The organism is Pseudochrobactrum sp. XF203, assembly GCF_020341615.1.
Classification (GTDB): Bacteria; Pseudomonadota; Alphaproteobacteria; order Rhizobiales; family Rhizobiaceae; genus Pseudochrobactrum; species Pseudochrobactrum saccharolyticum.
The window spans coordinates 785,702-800,781 of sequence record NZ_CP084392.1 but is presented as its reverse complement, the minus strand read 5'-3'; the positions used below and the strand labels follow the sequence as shown (position 1 = coordinate 800,781).

Below are 15,080 nucleotides of genomic sequence, written 5' to 3'. Positions count from 1 at the left end.
GTTGCAAGCCGGAATCGAAACCCGCGACAATATATTAGGGTACAAACAGTGGAGATAAGATCAGTCGCCGGATTTTACCGTCAGCGGCACTGTACGCTCAAGATCAGCCTTGTAAAGACCCGGATCAGGATGGCCGGTTGTTTTGACCAATGTGCTCTGCAACATTGCCGCTTCCAGCAAGCGCACGGCCTGTGCCAGTTTCTCATCAATAATATGCAGATAACGTGTCCAGTCAGACACCTGCTTCACCGCCTCATCACCATCGGAAATACCGCGCAAACCGATAAGCGGCACAGCAAAACGCTGACAGGTACGCAGGATCGCAAAGCTCTCCATGTCCACCATATCCGCATCAATATCATTATAGGCAGAACCGGTGACGATATTTGCACCTGTGGACAAGGACGCGCTGGCAATACCCGGAATATGATATGGCAACGGAATGATAATCGGGAAATCAGCCGATGGTGTCTGGCCTTTGGCATAGCCGAGAGCCGAGGCATCCATATCGCGGTAGCCGACATTGACCGCCTGATAAATCTCGGTCTGTACCAGCTTTGCCGAACCGGCAGACCCAAGCGACACCACCAGATCAGGCAGAGCACCGCGCATGGAAAGGTCAGCCAGAACCGCAGAAACCACGACAGCCGCTTCGACAGGGCCGATACCGGTAATCAGCGGCTTGAACATAGCCTGCAAATGCGGGCCGTATTCTGAAGGGGACGCCATAACAAACAGAACTTTTTTGCCGCCGAAATCATGCACATATTGCAGCATCGACATCGCATCTTCTGAAGCACCCTGTACCGGCGCGGACATAATCTTGGTCATTCTAACACCTGAGGCCGTCAATACAGACGATTGCGGCACACCCTTTTATTCGGACTTGCGCGGAGCTTTGGGATAAATCCGCGCGAGGTTCAAATCAAAAAGCTGTTTACAGAAGCGCTTCCGTAAACAGCACACTCAGGACAGGTGTTCAGAGGATAACCTAGTCCTGCAAATCTTCACGATCTTTCACCACCATCAGCGTCGCTGTCATCGTGGCTACCAATTTCACTTCAGTCTCACCGACGGCAAATGCCTGACCGTCGCTGACCATAATCGTACGTCCCTGCTTGGTTACATTCCCGCGGAACAGAAAATGGTCGCCTTTACCGGGCGCCAGCAGATTGACCTTGAACTCGATGGTCAGCACTGCGGCATCCGCCGGCATCATTGTCAGCGCCGAATAGGCACAGACCGCATCAAGAGCCGTAGACACAATTCCCGCATGCAAAAACCCATGCTGCTGGGTCAGATCGGCACGAAACGGCAGCTCCACTTCAACCACACCCGGTTCGCAGCGTGTGAGTTGTGCGCCAATCAGCTTCATCGCCGCCTGACGTGCAAAACTCTTCTCAACCCGTTCTTTGAAATCCGGTTCTGCTATTCTCGGTACTGCCATAATATCCCTCAGTCTTATACACTGAATGTCAGTTTTATGGCATCTCCATAACAGTCTTCAGAACCTATTCCAACCACCGGTTCGTACAAAGCATGTCCATATACGACCGAAAACAGGATATATCCTTATAGACATATATTTATATCGGATACTGCTATTCAAGCCCAGCTAATAGCGCAAACAGAAAAAAATACCAGCTTTAATGGAGAAAAAGCCCGTATTTTTTCAATATTACGATCCGGATAAGAATAATACCCGATACTCAGGCAGGCTGATTTTGCAAAACAGCAATATAGAAGCCGTCTGTATCCGTGGAAAGCGGCGAGAACACGGCACCGAAATCTGGATAATGCGGCTGCGCCTGATCGGTGATGCCGCTCCACAACTCGACCATCGGCAGCGCCCTGTAATCGGAGTTTTCCGAGAGAAAACGGGCGATCTGCCGGTTATTCTCGGAAGCAAACAGCGAACAGGTCACATAGACCAGACGACCACCCGGCTTCACATAATGTTTGGCCGCTTCAAGCACTTCATGCTGATCGGCAACGCGGCGCTCAAGCTGCACATCGGTCAGGCGCCATTTTGCATCCGGACGGCGACGCCATGTGCCGGAACCGGTGCATGGCGCATCAGTCAACACAATATCCATCTGACCTTTATAAGGCTCCAGATTTTCCGGCCGGTTATGTACCTGTGTATTACGCACACCGGCGCGGCTCAGGCGATCATGGATCGGATTGAGACGCGAGCGCTCGGCATCATAGGCATGAATCTGCCCTTTATTCTGCATGGCTGCGGCCAGAGCCAGCGTCTTGCCACCGGCACCGGCGCAATAATCCATAACCTGCTGACCGGGCTGTGCGCCAACCAGTTTCGCGGCAAGCTGCGAGCCTAAATCCTGCACCTCATACCAGCCATCGAGAAAAGCCTGCTCGGTCTGTACATTCGGATGACGGCCAAGCGCACGCAAAGGCGGAATACGAACCGCTTCCGGCAGAAAAGGCGCAGCTTCTGCACCGGCATTTTTCAGACCTTCCAGCGCGACCAGCACCTTGTCGCGATTGGTCTTCAACGTATTGACCCGCAGATCAACCGGCGGACGCGTGGCAAGTTCAGCAGCCTGTGCAACCCAGTTTTCACCAAACAAGGCTGAAAATTCCGGCACCCAACTCTCGGCAATATCGGCGCGGATATAATCCGGCGCATCACTCAGATCACGACTTTCCCAAGCCTGCAAGCGCTCACCCTCAAGCGGCTCTGGAGCAAATTTATCACCAGCCAGATTAACCTCCAGCCACTCCGCACCCATATCAGGATCACTCAGGACAGAGGCATAAACCAGTGAGCGGGCATCCTGCGCATCCATCTGCCAGCCGAATGACAGCTTACGGCGCAGAACGTCATAGACAATATTGCCGATCACAGCGCGGTCGCCGGCTCCGGCAAAGCGGTGCGCTGCACCCCAATCTTTCAGCGCATCGGAAGCAGCACGGCTCTGGCGTTCAATATCTTCCAGCACTTCTATCGCTGCCTGCAACCGTCCGCCCAAACGCATCTTTACCGCTTTCCTGTCTTTATCTTGTTCATATGTTCTCACCGCATAGCTTAAAATGCGCCAAAGTGAAACGACCTGAGCAAAAGAAAAAGCCGGAGCATCACTGCTCCGGCTTCTTTATATTGCGTTCCTACCACTTATTCAGCAGCAGTCTGCTTTTCCTCATTGGAAATCGTATTGGCTTCATAACCATGCGCTTCCTTGAGGGCTGCACGGACACCGGCTTCATAATCCGGATGGATCAGTTTGAAATGGCCAAGCTGACGCTCAATGATAAAGCCCGGAACACCGCCCATTGCCGCAGCAATATTCGAGAACAAACGGCTCTTCTGACCTGCATCAAACAGGTTAAACAGTGCGCGCGGCTGCGAATAATCATCATTGCCGATACGGTGATTGTAACGATCAACGTCACCGGAGATTTTCAGCGGCGGTTCTTTCGCCGATGGCTGCTCAACCGGACCATTGAAGGAATTTGGCTCATAATAAGCATCCGGATTGCCGGTCGCGATACCGCCATAAGTATTCATCTGACCGTCGCGATGGTAGTGATGCACCGGACATGCAGGCTTATTGACCGGAATTTGCTCATAATGCGTGCCAAGACGATGGCGATGCGCATCCGCATAGGAGAATACACGCGCCTGCAGCATCTTATCCGGCGAATAGCCGATACCCGGCACGATATTCGACGGCGAGAAGGCAGCCTGCTCGATTTCCGCAAAGTAATTGTCGGCGTTACGGTTCAGCTCCATAATACCGATATCCATCACCGGATAATCCGCATGCGGCCAGACCTTGGTCAGATCAAACGGGTTATAAGGTGTTTTATCGGCATCGAGTTCAGGCATGATCTGAACCTGCACTTTCCAGCGCGGGAATTCACCCTTTTCAATCGCACCAAACAGGTCGGCCTGTGTGGATTCACGGGTCTGGCCGACAATTTTTTCGGCTTCCGCATTCGTCCAGTGCTGGTGCCCCTGCATGGTCTTGAAGTGGAATTTCACCCAATAGCGCTCACCGGCATCATTCCAGAACGAATAAGTATGCGAGCCGTAACCATTGATGTGACGTACGTCTGTCGGCAGACCACGGTCAGACATCAGGATTGTTACCTGATGCAGGCTTTCCGGTGACAGCGACCAGAAATCCCACATCGCTGTGGCGGAGCGCATATTGGTTTTCGGATGGCGCTTCTGAGTGTGAATGAAGTCCGGGAATTTCACCGGATCACGCACAAAGAAGACCGGCGTATTATTGCCAACAAGATCCCAATTGCCTTCTTCAGTGTAGAATTTCAATGCAAAACCGCGCACGTCGCGTTCGGCATCTGCCGCACCGGCTTCACCGGCAACGGTGGAGAAGCGCGCAATCATCGGGGTCTTCGCACCCGGCTGCAAGGCTTTCGCTTTGGTATATTTGGAAATATCACCGGTAATGGTCAGTGTACCATGGGCACCCCAGCCCTTGGCATGAACCGCACGCTCAGGAATACGCTCACGATTCTGGTGTGCCAGCTTTTCAATGAGCTGGTAGTCAGTCATCAGGACAGGACCGCGCTCGCCTGCTGTCAGGGAATTCTGGTTATCCGGAATCGGTGAACCCGCACTTGTGGTCATAATCGGACGATCGGCCATTTTTAGCTCTCCCTTGTATGATTGGCTCTGTTTTGAGCCATTATAAAAAAATCTGCATGACAAGATTATGACGGGCGCAGAACCACCTTCAGGTATTCCGCACCAGCCAAAACATGTATTAAATACTCAATTTCAATAACTTAACGATATACACCGATCAGGATTGAAATTGCATTCTCATGCTCTTTCTACAGAATAGAACTATTCTAACCATAATTTCCAATTGAATTTCCTGTGATTATTGATAGGATTTTCTTATCATGTTTACAGTCAAGCAAATGCGCTATTTCGATGCGCTCGCCACCCATCTGCATTTTCGCAAAGCCGCCGAAACAGTCTTTGTTTCGCAACCCGCTTTATCCGCACAGATTGCAGAAATGGAAAATCTCGCCGGCAGCCCGCTCTTTGAGCGCGCCAATAAATCAGTTCTGCTCACAGAACTCGGTCACACACTCTGGCCGCGCATTAAAGTGATTTTACAGGAAATCCGTGCGCTGGAAGAACTGACCGAGCAGAAGAGCGGTATTTTACAGTCACGGCTGCGGCTTGGCATCATCCCAACCATTGCCCCCTATTTGCTGCCGGATCTTATTCAGGCGCTGAAACAGCAATATCCGGCACTGACGCTGGAACTGCGCGAGGCACTGACCGACAAGCTGCTGGAAGAATTGCGCAATGGTGAACTCGATGCGGTGATTGCCGCTATGCCGGTTCATGATCCCTACTTGACGGGCAAACACCTGTTTGATGACCGGTTTCTGATCGCCACTTCCAGCAATAACAATGACGTCCTGCCCTCACCGCTCACACAGGGCAATGCAGCATTGGAAAAGCTGCTGCTATTGGAAGAAGGGCATTGTTTGCGCGATCAGGCGCTTGAGGTCTGCGCACTTCCTCGCGAACGCACTTTAGTGAATTTTGGTGCGACCAGCATGGCCACGCTGCTGCAAATGGTCAGCAATGATATGGGGCTGACGCTGATACCGGAAATCGCCATCCGCTCTGAGGTTCCGCATAAGCGCATCCGCATCGTACCGTTTTCGGATAATTGCCCAAGACGCCAAGTCGGTCTGTTCTGGCGCAAACAAAGCCAGCGTCTTGCCGACTTTAACGCGTTGGCCGAACTGGCCAGACAAGCAGCACAACCCTTGTTGCTTTCAGATAATGAAATCACCCAGCTTCCCAAGCAATAAAAAAGGCCGGTTAAACCGGCCTTTTCGTATTCGTCTTATACGCTACCCGGATAGTTCGGGCTTTCACGGGTGATGGTCACACCGTGCGAGTGGCTTTCACGCAGACCCGCATTGGTGATACGAACAAATGTTGCCTTCTCGCGGAATTCCGGCAGTGTTTTTGCACCGACATAACCCATAGAAGCACGCAGACCACCGGCCAGCTGATGCAGGATATTGGCAACAGGACCCTTATAGGCAACCTGACCTTCAATACCTTCCGGCACCAGTTTCAGCTCATCACGCACTTCCGCCTGGAAGTAACGGTCAGCGGAACCGCGTGCCATCGCACCAACGGAACCCATGCCGCGATAGGACTTATACGAACGTCCCTGATGCAGGTAAACTTCACCCGGGCTTTCTTCCGTACCGGCCAGCAGCGAACCGGCCATAGCAGCCGATGCACCGGCAGCCAGTGCCTTGGCGAAGTCACCGGAGAATTTGATACCGCCGTCAGCGATAACCGGAATACCGGCTTTCTGGGCGACTTCAACCGCACCCATAATCGCGGACAACTGCGGTACGCCAACACCGGCAACAATACGGGTGGTGCAGATCGAGCCAGGGCCGATACCGACTTTAACCGCATCGGCACCGGCATCAATCAGAGCCTGTGTTGCTGCACCGGTTGCTACGTTACCGGCAAGGATACGTACATCGGAAGACAGCTTCTTCATGCGGGTGACCGCATCGAGAACGCGCTGCGAATGACCATGGGCAGTATCAACAACCAGCAGATCAACACCGGCTTCGATCAGACGTTCCGCACGTTCAAAACCATCATCGCCAACCGAAGTTGCAGCAGCAGCACGCAGACGACCCTGCGCATCTTTAGCGGCATTCGGGTTGAGCTGCGACTTTTCCATATCCTTGACGGTGATCAGACCAGTGCAACGACCCTGCGCATCAACAACCAGCAGTTTTTCAATGCGATGTTGGTGGAGAAGACGCTTGGCTTCTTCCTGATTAACGTTTTCACGCACAGTGACCAGATTTTCACGGGTCATCAATTCGTAGATTTTCTGTGCCGGATCAGAGGCAAAACGCACATCGCGGTTGGTCAAGATACCGACCAGACGACCCGGGCCTTTACCGGCATTTTCAACAACAGGAATACCGGAAATACCGTGCATACGCATCAGCGCCTGTGCATCAGCCAATGTTGCGTCAGGACCGATAGTGACAGGGTTTACAACCATGCCGGATTCGAATTTCTTAACGCGCAGAACAGCTTCTGCCTGCAATTCCGGTGTCAGGTTGCGGTGAATAACGCCGATACCGCCAGCCTGCGCCATAGCAATAGCGAGACGGGATTCGGTTACTGTATCCATCGCTGCGGAGAGCAGCGGCAGGTTCAGTTCAATGCCTTCAGCAATGGTGGTGCGCAGATCGACCTGACCAGGCATAACCTCGGAATGACCGGGTTGCAGCAGGACATCATCAAAAGTCAGCGCGTATGCGCCGGTGGATGATTCAACAATTTTCGCCATGGCCAATTCCTTTAAACAGGTAAAACACCCTGTGGGAGCAGAGGGTGCAACGACTCTTATCGTTTCAATTGAATTGGCAGCGGCTGGTAACACGGATATGACTTTTTGAAAAGACTATTCGTGAAAATCGCGTAAATTTTACCAGATATAGCGTGATAACAACTACTGACAGCTAAAGCGGCGATCAAATTCCTGCCGCCCTTGCGCCGTAAAATAGAGTGCACGCCCCTGTTCGCGGCGTAGCCAGTTACGCTCCAGCATCATATCCAGCACTGCTGCACCGAGCGCACCGCCGAGATGATGGCGACGCTCACTCCAATCCAGACAATGCAGACAAAGCGGACGGCGTTTGCTTTCCAGCGGCTTCAGCTCAAGGCCGAGCGTATGGAAAAATCCACGCCCTTGATCTGTCAGTTGCAGCTCATCCTGCTCTGTCGCTTGCAGATAATTACGCGCCGTCAGCCCGTTGAACAGCATGACGCCCGCCTCACCCGCCAGATGATCGTAGCAAATCCGCGCCTCACGCAACGCTGCATCTTTAGGCCCTGTACGTACCCGCACAGCACCCGTGCGTTGCGCCAAACCCATCAGAGCTTCCAGCACTTGCGCCACATCTGCACCCGAGAGACGAAAATAACGATGCCGCCCTTGTTTTTCTGCCGTGAGCAAACCGGCTTCGCTTAATTTGGTGAGATGTCCGCTGGCCGTCTGCACAGTGACACCGGCCACGCCTGCCAGTTCACTGACCGTCAAAGCACGGCCATCCATCAGCGCCGTGAGGATATTTGCGCGGGCGGGGTCGCCGATCAATGCGGCAACAGAAGCTATGACAGGACCATCTTTCATAGTTCGATGATAGCCGAAGCATTGATGCAACTCAATGGAGTATTTGCCTGCGCAGAAACGCACAAGGAGTCTCCCCCATGATCGCCGTTATTTTTGAAGTCCGTCCTGCAAAAGGACAAAAAAACACCTATCTGGATATTGCTGTAAGCCTGAAAGAAGAACTGCAACAGATTGACGGCTTTATCTCCGTCGAGCGTTTTCAGAGCCTCACTGATCCGGATAAAGTTCTCTCCCTCTCCTTCTTCCGCGATGAAGAGGCGGTGAAAAGCTGGCGCTTAAGCTTCATGCATCGCTCGGCGCAAGCTGCGGGACGCAGCGGTGTTTTTGCCGACTACCGGCTGCGGGTGGCAGATATTACCCGCGATTACGGATTGAACAGTCGCGAACAGGCACCGCAGGACAGCCGCAGCTTTCACCATGAGCGGGCACTTGCCTGACCCAAAATATCAGCCTGCCCATTCACTACACCAGATGTCGCGTCCAGAACGATATCTCGCCAAACTTGGAATATGCTCTGGTCAGCATTGCAGTGATCTTCAATCCAACATTTACGCATCTCATTCATCTGGTGATTTATCTGGGAGGAAAATCCATGAGCAGCAACCGTGGTGTCGTCTATACGGGTCCGGGGCAGGTTGAAGTACAGAATATTGCAGATCCGGTTTTTGCCGATCCGACGGGGCGCAAAATCGAACATGCCGTTATCCTGAAAGTTATTACTACCAATATTTGCGGCTCTGACCAGCATATGGTGCGCGGCCGCACTACGGCGGAAGCAGGTCTTGTTCTCGGTCATGAAATCACCGGTGAAGTGATTGAAAAAGGTGCGGATGTTGAAATGCTGGAGATCGGCGATATCGTCTCTGTGCCGTTCAATGTCGCCTGCGGCCGCTGCCGCACCTGCCGTGCGCAGGATACCGGTGTGTGCCTCACCGTTAATCCGTCCCGTGCCGGCGGTGCCTATGGTTATGTGGATATGGGCGGCTGGATCGGTGGTCAGGCCAAATATGTCACGATTCCCTATGCCGATTTTAACCTGCTGAAAATTCCGGATCGCGACCGTGCGCTCGCCAAAATTCGCGATCTGACTATGCTGTCCGATATTCTGCCGACCGGCTTTCACGGCGCCGTTAAAGCCGGTGTCGGCGTTGGCTCCATCGTTTATGTGGCCGGTGCAGGCCCTGTCGGTCTGGCGGCTGCAGCCTCCGCCCGTATTCTCGGTGCAGCCGTAGTGATGATCGGCGACTTCAACAAAGAACGCCTTGCCCATGCCAAAAAAGTCGGTTTTGAACCGGTTGACCTCTCAGCTTCCGATCGTCTTGGCGATCTGATTGCCGATATTACCGGCAGCAATGAAGTGGACAGCGCCATTGATGCTGTGGGCTTTGAAGCACGCGGCCATGCAGGCGGCGAGCAACCGGCCATTGTTCTCAATCAGATGATGGAGATCACCCGTGCCGCTGGTAATATAGGCATTCCGGGACTGTATGTGACCGAAGATCCGGGCGCGGTGGACAAAGCCGCCAAAGTCGGCAGCCTGTCTCTGCGCTTTGGCCTCGGCTGGGCAAAAGCACAGAGCTTCCACACCGGCCAGACACCAGTGCTGAAATATAACCGTCAGCTAATGCAGGCCATTCTCTACGACCGGCTGAATATTGCGGAAATCGTTAATGCCCAGCTGATCTCGCTGGATGACGCACCGAAAGGCTATGAAAGCTTCGATCAGGGCGCTGCGAAGAAATTCGTCATCGACCCCCATGGCGATCTGCTGAAATCAGCCTGAGAATAATCAGAAACAGAACAGCCCCGCATGATAGCTCATGCGGGGCTGTTTTTTGTTTCCGCCTCTTCGAGGCCTTTTCTTAGTTCACGCCTCTTCGAGGCTTCTTTTATTTCACGCCTCTTCGAGGCTGGCACCAAGAAACAGCTGCCCGACACGCGGATCAGCCAGCAGCGCATCTGCCTTGTCATGCATCCGCGTCTGCCCCTGTTCCAGCACCAAACCATAGTCAGACATCGCCAGTGCCGCCTTGGCATTCTGCTCAACCATCAGCACAGTCACACCCGCATCACGCAGACGGATAAGCGTGCGGAATGTCTCGCTCACCATTTGCGGAGACAGACCAATGGAAGGTTCATCAATCAGGATCAGCTTCGGATCAAGCAGCAGCGCGCGGGCAATTTCCAACTGCTTCTGCTGACCGCCGGAGAGCGTGATCGCCTGCTGATTGGCCTTCTCTTTGAGGATCGGGAATTGCTCCATCACCTCATCAATGCGCCGTGCAATTTTATTCTGATCCGGTGCCGAGATGCCGCCGATTTCCAGATTATGTCTGACCGACAGCATCGGAAACAGGTTGCGCCCCTGCGGGACATAGCTCACGCCATGAGCCAGCATTTTTGCAGGCGCCTGCCCTGTCACATCCTTGTCATTGAGCAGAACCTGACCTGAGCGAATATTCAAAAGGCCGAAAATCGCTTTAAAAACCGTAGACTTGCCCGCACCGTTAGGGCCGATCACAGTGGTGATCGTGCCTTTTTCAATGCGAAAAGACGTACCGTTGAGAATGGTCATTTTGCCGTAACCGCCAAAGACCTGTTTCAGTTCCAGCATGGCTCAGCCTCCCAGATAGGCTTCAATGACGTCCGGATTGTTACGCACGGTTTCCGGATCGCCTTCGGCAATGATACGCCCGTTTGCCAGCACAATAATGCGCGTGCAGAGCGACATGACAAATTCCATATTATGCTCGATCACCACAAAGGTCGCGCCGCGCTCACGGTTGAACGCCTTGAGGCGCTCTTTGAGGTCGGCCAGCATGGTCAGATTGACCCCGCCTGCGGGTTCATCCAGCATCACCAGCTTCGGCCCCGCCATAAAGGCCATCGCCGCGTCGAGCAGTTTCTGCTGCCCGTAAGACAGTGAACCTGCTTTTTCATGGGTCTGATGTGTGAGACGGAAGAACTCGATCATCGTCTTCGCTTCTTCAGTCAAACCGGCATCCGGACGACCGAACAAACGCGACAGCATCGAGCCTTTATGCTCCTGACCGGCCAGAATAATATTATCCAGCACGCTCATATCCGGAAACACCTGCAGCATCTGAAAGGTGCGGCCGACGCCGAGCTTATTGAGGTCGCTTGGGCGTTTGCCCGCAACATTCTGCCCGTCTACCAGCACCGTGCCGTTTGTGGCAGGCAATTGCCCGAGAATGCAGTTGAACAAAGTGGATTTGCCGCTGCCATTCGGCCCGATCAGGCCGAGGATTTCCCCTTCATGCACCTCAAAGGACACATCATCCACAGCGGTTACACCGCCGAAATTCTTGCTCAGATTACGCACAGAAAGAACGGGGTTCATTGGTTTTTCTCCCCGTTGCTGTCGAGCGCTGCTTTTGTCGTCCATGCGGTTGCCTGCGGATTACGGCGCTGCTTGAGTGCATTTTTAGCGCGCTCTGCCAGTCCCAAAAGTCCTGTCGGGCAGAACACCATCAGCACAATCACCAGCACCGCATAGAGCATCAGATAATAGCCCTCGGTAAAGCGCAGGAATTCCGGCGCCAGTACAATGAGGAAAGCCCCCAGTACCGGCCCGAAGAAGAAGCCAGCACCGCCGACAATTACCATCAGCAGGATTTTAAGTGAGATCGGCAGACCGAAAGAATGCGGCTCGATATATTGGGTGAGCTGCGCAATCAGACCACCCGCAAGACCGCCATAGGCAGCACCGATAGCGAAGGCCAGCAAGGTCATTTTACGAACATCAACGCCCAGACTATTGGCGCGGATCGGGTTCTCACGCAGGCCTTTAAATGCCCGCCCCCAAGGAGAGCGGATAATGCCGTAAAGCGCCAGTGCCATCACCACAAACAGGCCAAGCACGAAATAATAAAACGGCGTGGCCATCATGGTTTTCATGCCTAAAATTTCCGGACGCGGAACACCCGTCAGGCCGTATGTCCCGCCTGTCAGCCATTCTTCATTGCGCAACACCAGAATAACCAGCGCATTGAAAGCCAGCGTGACAAAAGCCAGAAAATGATGCTGCACCCGCAAAGCCGGATAACCGAGCAGCAGACCAAGCACAAAGCACAACAGCATTGCCGCAATTAATGCGAATGGCCATGCGATACCGGCCATTGTCATCAGCGCCACAGTATAGGCACCCAGCGCCATAAAACCTGCCTGCGCCAGTGAAATCTGCCCCGCATAGCCGAGCGTCAGGTTAAGCCCCATGGCAGCAATGGAATAGATCAGCCACGACGACAGCACCAGCAGACCATAATTGGATTGCGAAAACGGCAGAGCGATCAGAATTGCCAGACCGGCCAGCAGAAAGAGTATTTTGCGAAGGCTCATATTGTCCGTCCCTCCGCCTTGCCGAGCAGCCCTTGCGGGCGCACGAGAATAATCACAATCAGCAGGATCAACGGCACTGCCGAGCGATAGGATGCGGAAATATAAGCAGCTGAGAGATTATCAATCACGCCGATAAGCAGACCACCGGCCAAGGCACCACGAATCTGGTTAAAGCCGCCGACAATCGCCGCGATAAAGGCGATCAGCCCCAGAGTCTCACCATTGGAGAATTTCGCCAGATAGATCGGTGAAATCAGAATGGAGGCCAGCAGAGCCAGCGCACCATTAATCAGAAATGTATAGAGAATCATGCGCTTAACCGGCACACCGAGAATTTCCGCCACCTGCGGATTTTGCGCCGTTGCCTGCATACAGCGCCCTGTCTTGGTGCCGTTGAGGAAAAACTGCAGCAGTACCACAGTGCCAAGCGAGATCGCCAGAACCGCAATATCCTGCACCGAAATCGCCGCGCCGAAAATATTCAATGTGCGGTCGGTAAACAGCGCCGGAAACGGCATGGCTTCCGCCGTATAGAATTGTTTGACGCCTTCTTTCAACAGAATGCCCAGCGCAATTGTCGCAATAACAATCGGCAACACGCCATGCGGCAGCAACGGATCAATGATGATACGTTTGAAGCCATAGCCCAGAAACAGCAGTGTCAGCACCAGCGCCAGCAAAATGGCAACCGGAAAGCTGAGACCTAAAATCTGCGTGCCTGCCAGCACAAAAAATGCGGGCAGCATGACAAATTCGCCCTGCGCGAAATTGATCGTCTGCGAAGCCTGCCAGAGCAACGTAAAGCCGATCGCCACAAGGGCATAGATCGAGCCTGTTGCCAGACCCGACACCAGCAACTGAAAGAAAGTAGCCATCAGGAAAAGTCCGTTTTGCGGGCATATTCCGGCGGACACCCCGCCGGAATACGCAACGACTATTTATTGTTACGCATGTCGTTATCGGAAAACCGGCATCCACTTTTCCGCGACATGCGTTAAAGCTTCGGCAGTGTGGAAACGACAGATTGCTTGCCGTCTTTGACTTCCACAAGGAAGCTCTCACGGTTCACTTCGCCTTTGTCATCCCATGTGGTTTCCATCAGAATGCCCGGCTCATCGGCAGGGGTGATGGTCAGCCCGTGAAGCGTATCAGCAAAGGCCTGACGGTCAACTTTGCCGTTTTTCGTGGTCACATATTTCACGATATAAGCGCCCATATAGGCTTTAATCGCATTATGATCCGGCTTGTAACCATATTTGCCTTCAAATTTCTTGGCAAAATCCTGCACAGCCTGCACCGGTGCATCGGCGGTCAAACCAACATGGCCACGCACGCCGTTCACTGCATCACCGGCCAGATCAATCACCTTCTGGTTCATCAGTGTGGTTTCACCAAAGATCGGCTGCTTTACGCCCTGTTTCTGCATTTCTTTCAGCAGACGTGCGCTTTCTTCTTCGTGCAAATAGGCGAAGATCACATCGGCATTGCTGTCTTTAAGCTTCACCACGTCAGCGGCAAAGTCCGCCTGACCGACTTCACTGGACACATCGCCGGCAAGCTTGATGCCACGTTTGTCAAGCTCCGCAACAAACGCATCACGTCCGCCTTTGCCGAAATCATTATTGACCCATGCAACGGCAACGGTTTTGGCACTCAGCTCATCGGTGAGATATTTCACCAGTTTCGGCATCGACTGCTGCGCGCCGAAGGATGTGCGGAAAATATAAGGATTGCCGAGATCGGTGATGAATGGTGCTTCCGCACCAGTCAGCTGCGGCACGCCATTCTGCATGGCAACCATCATATTGACTTTGACCGAGCCGGAATAAATCGGCCCCATAATCACATAAGCGCCGTCGTCAATCGCCTTCTGCACCATAGCGCGCGAAGTCGTTGCATCGGTCTGCGTGTCATAGTCTGTGACTTCGAGCTGCTGTCCGAGCACGCCGCCTGCGGTATTGATCTCTTCAACAGCCAGCTTCAAACCATCACGCCAGTTGGTGCCAACGGTCGCGCCTGCGCCGGACAGTTCAATCACGTCTGCGATTTTGATGGTTTCCGCCGCAAAACTCATTTGCGGCAATGCTGCCGACAATGCAGCTGCTGCGGTTAAAGCCAGTAAATGTCTTCTGTTCATAAACCCCTCCCAAGGCTCCCCGACCGGATGGGATTTCATTCTGTCTGCACAATCATTCACATCATTATTGTCAGCACAAAAACAACATATGTTTTCAGCCCTACAGAAATGTATATTCAATGACCGGAGTTTCAGCCCATCATAATCTGATTTAACGGCTTGTTTGCATAGTTGCAAGCACAGGCTTAACCAATAAAGCCCGATATTGCCGCATTGCCGGAATGCTCCGATTTTATCCCCGTAAAACATATATAATTGTCAGTATTTCACCGGCCAAAACTGTCTATGGTGCGGATTGTTTTCAATTCTGCAGAACCGGCGAAAACCATCTCTGCCGGTTTCTGAAATATCCGTCCGTCATTCAATAAAACAGGGGA

At 53.0% G+C, this 15,080-nt stretch carries 14 protein-coding genes; 3 read left to right on the top strand and 11 right to left on the bottom strand.

The features are described from left to right. Positions 1 to 60 precede the first annotated feature (60 nt). From LDL70_RS03395 to katA, 4 genes are all read right to left on the bottom strand, one after another. Entirely contained in the window at positions 61 to 777 is a 717-nt protein-coding gene (locus tag LDL70_RS03395; protein ID WP_083646896.1) for a 5'-methylthioadenosine/S-adenosylhomocysteine nucleosidase, read from the bottom strand. A 214-nt stretch (positions 778 to 991) separates the two neighbouring features. After that, on the bottom strand, positions 992 to 1,447 hold the full coding sequence (locus LDL70_RS03390; RefSeq protein ID WP_022711196.1) for a PaaI family thioesterase: 456 nt from the start codon (positions 1,445 to 1,447) through the stop codon (positions 992 to 994). Positions 1,448 to 1,709: 262 nt separating this feature from the next. Next, positions 1,710 to 3,002 carry an RsmB/NOP family class I SAM-dependent RNA methyltransferase gene (locus LDL70_RS03385; protein WP_225687085.1) on the bottom strand — a complete coding sequence of 431 codons (1,293 nt, stop codon included), beginning with the start codon at positions 3,000 to 3,002 and terminating at the stop codon, positions 1,710 to 1,712. A 137-nt stretch (positions 3,003 to 3,139) separates the two neighbouring features. Next, positions 3,140 to 4,639: a catalase KatA gene (katA, locus tag LDL70_RS03380; protein WP_225687083.1), complete on the bottom strand. Its 1,500-nt coding sequence runs from the start codon at positions 4,637 to 4,639 to the stop codon at positions 3,140 to 3,142. A gap of 260 nt (positions 4,640 to 4,899) precedes the next feature. Between katA and LDL70_RS03375 the strand changes: the two genes are divergently transcribed. Further along, a complete protein-coding gene (locus tag LDL70_RS03375; protein ID WP_225687074.1) occupies positions 4,900 to 5,832 on the top strand; it encodes a hydrogen peroxide-inducible genes activator in 933 nt (310 codons plus the stop codon). 35 nt (positions 5,833 to 5,867) lie between these two features. Here the strand turns inward: LDL70_RS03375 and guaB are convergent, their stop codons facing one another. Continuing rightward, positions 5,868 to 7,361, bottom strand: a complete 1,494-nt coding sequence (gene guaB / locus LDL70_RS03370; RefSeq protein ID WP_075654446.1) for an IMP dehydrogenase — start codon at positions 7,359 to 7,361, stop codon at positions 5,868 to 5,870. Positions 7,362 to 7,523: 162 nt separating this feature from the next. Then, positions 7,524 to 8,207 (bottom strand): helix-turn-helix transcriptional regulator, encoded by a 684-nt coding sequence (locus LDL70_RS03365; protein ID WP_225687072.1) that lies wholly within the window; start codon positions 8,205 to 8,207, stop codon positions 7,524 to 7,526. A gap of 77 nt (positions 8,208 to 8,284) precedes the next feature. Here LDL70_RS03365 and LDL70_RS03360 point away from each other — a divergent pair, with 77 nt between their 5' ends. Together LDL70_RS03360 and fdhA are read left to right on the top strand one after the other, a co-directional pair. Next, positions 8,285 to 8,644, top strand: coding sequence for an antibiotic biosynthesis monooxygenase (locus LDL70_RS03360; protein WP_225687070.1), 360 nt, complete (start codon positions 8,285 to 8,287; stop codon positions 8,642 to 8,644). Positions 8,645 to 8,799: 155 nt separating this feature from the next. Next, entirely contained in the window at positions 8,800 to 9,990 is a 1,191-nt protein-coding gene (fdhA, locus tag LDL70_RS03355; protein WP_075654791.1) for a formaldehyde dehydrogenase, glutathione-independent, read from the top strand. Between the two features lie 111 nt (positions 9,991 to 10,101). Here fdhA and LDL70_RS03350 read toward each other — a convergent pair whose 3' ends face one another. From LDL70_RS03350 to LDL70_RS03330, 5 genes are all read right to left on the bottom strand, one after another. After that, positions 10,102 to 10,821, bottom strand: a complete 720-nt coding sequence (locus LDL70_RS03350) for an ABC transporter ATP-binding protein (RefSeq protein ID WP_225687068.1) — start codon at positions 10,819 to 10,821, stop codon at positions 10,102 to 10,104. A gap of 3 nt (positions 10,822 to 10,824) precedes the next feature. Then, entirely contained in the window at positions 10,825 to 11,568 is a 744-nt protein-coding gene (locus LDL70_RS03345) for an ABC transporter ATP-binding protein (RefSeq protein WP_122093619.1), read from the bottom strand. Beyond that, positions 11,565 to 12,566 carry a branched-chain amino acid ABC transporter permease gene (locus tag LDL70_RS03340; protein ID WP_225687066.1) on the bottom strand — a complete coding sequence of 334 codons (1,002 nt, stop codon included), beginning with the start codon at positions 12,564 to 12,566 and terminating at the stop codon, positions 11,565 to 11,567. The genes LDL70_RS03345 and LDL70_RS03340 overlap by 4 nt, the downstream gene beginning before the upstream one ends. Further along, complete coding sequence (locus LDL70_RS03335) at positions 12,563 to 13,441, bottom strand: branched-chain amino acid ABC transporter permease (RefSeq protein WP_225687065.1); 879 nt, start codon at positions 13,439 to 13,441, stop codon at positions 12,563 to 12,565. The genes LDL70_RS03340 and LDL70_RS03335 overlap by 4 nt, the downstream gene beginning before the upstream one ends. A gap of 119 nt (positions 13,442 to 13,560) precedes the next feature. After that, positions 13,561 to 14,703 (bottom strand): ABC transporter substrate-binding protein, encoded by a 1,143-nt coding sequence (locus LDL70_RS03330; protein WP_225687063.1) that lies wholly within the window; start codon positions 14,701 to 14,703, stop codon positions 13,561 to 13,563. Between the last annotated feature and the right edge of the window lie 377 nt (positions 14,704 to 15,080).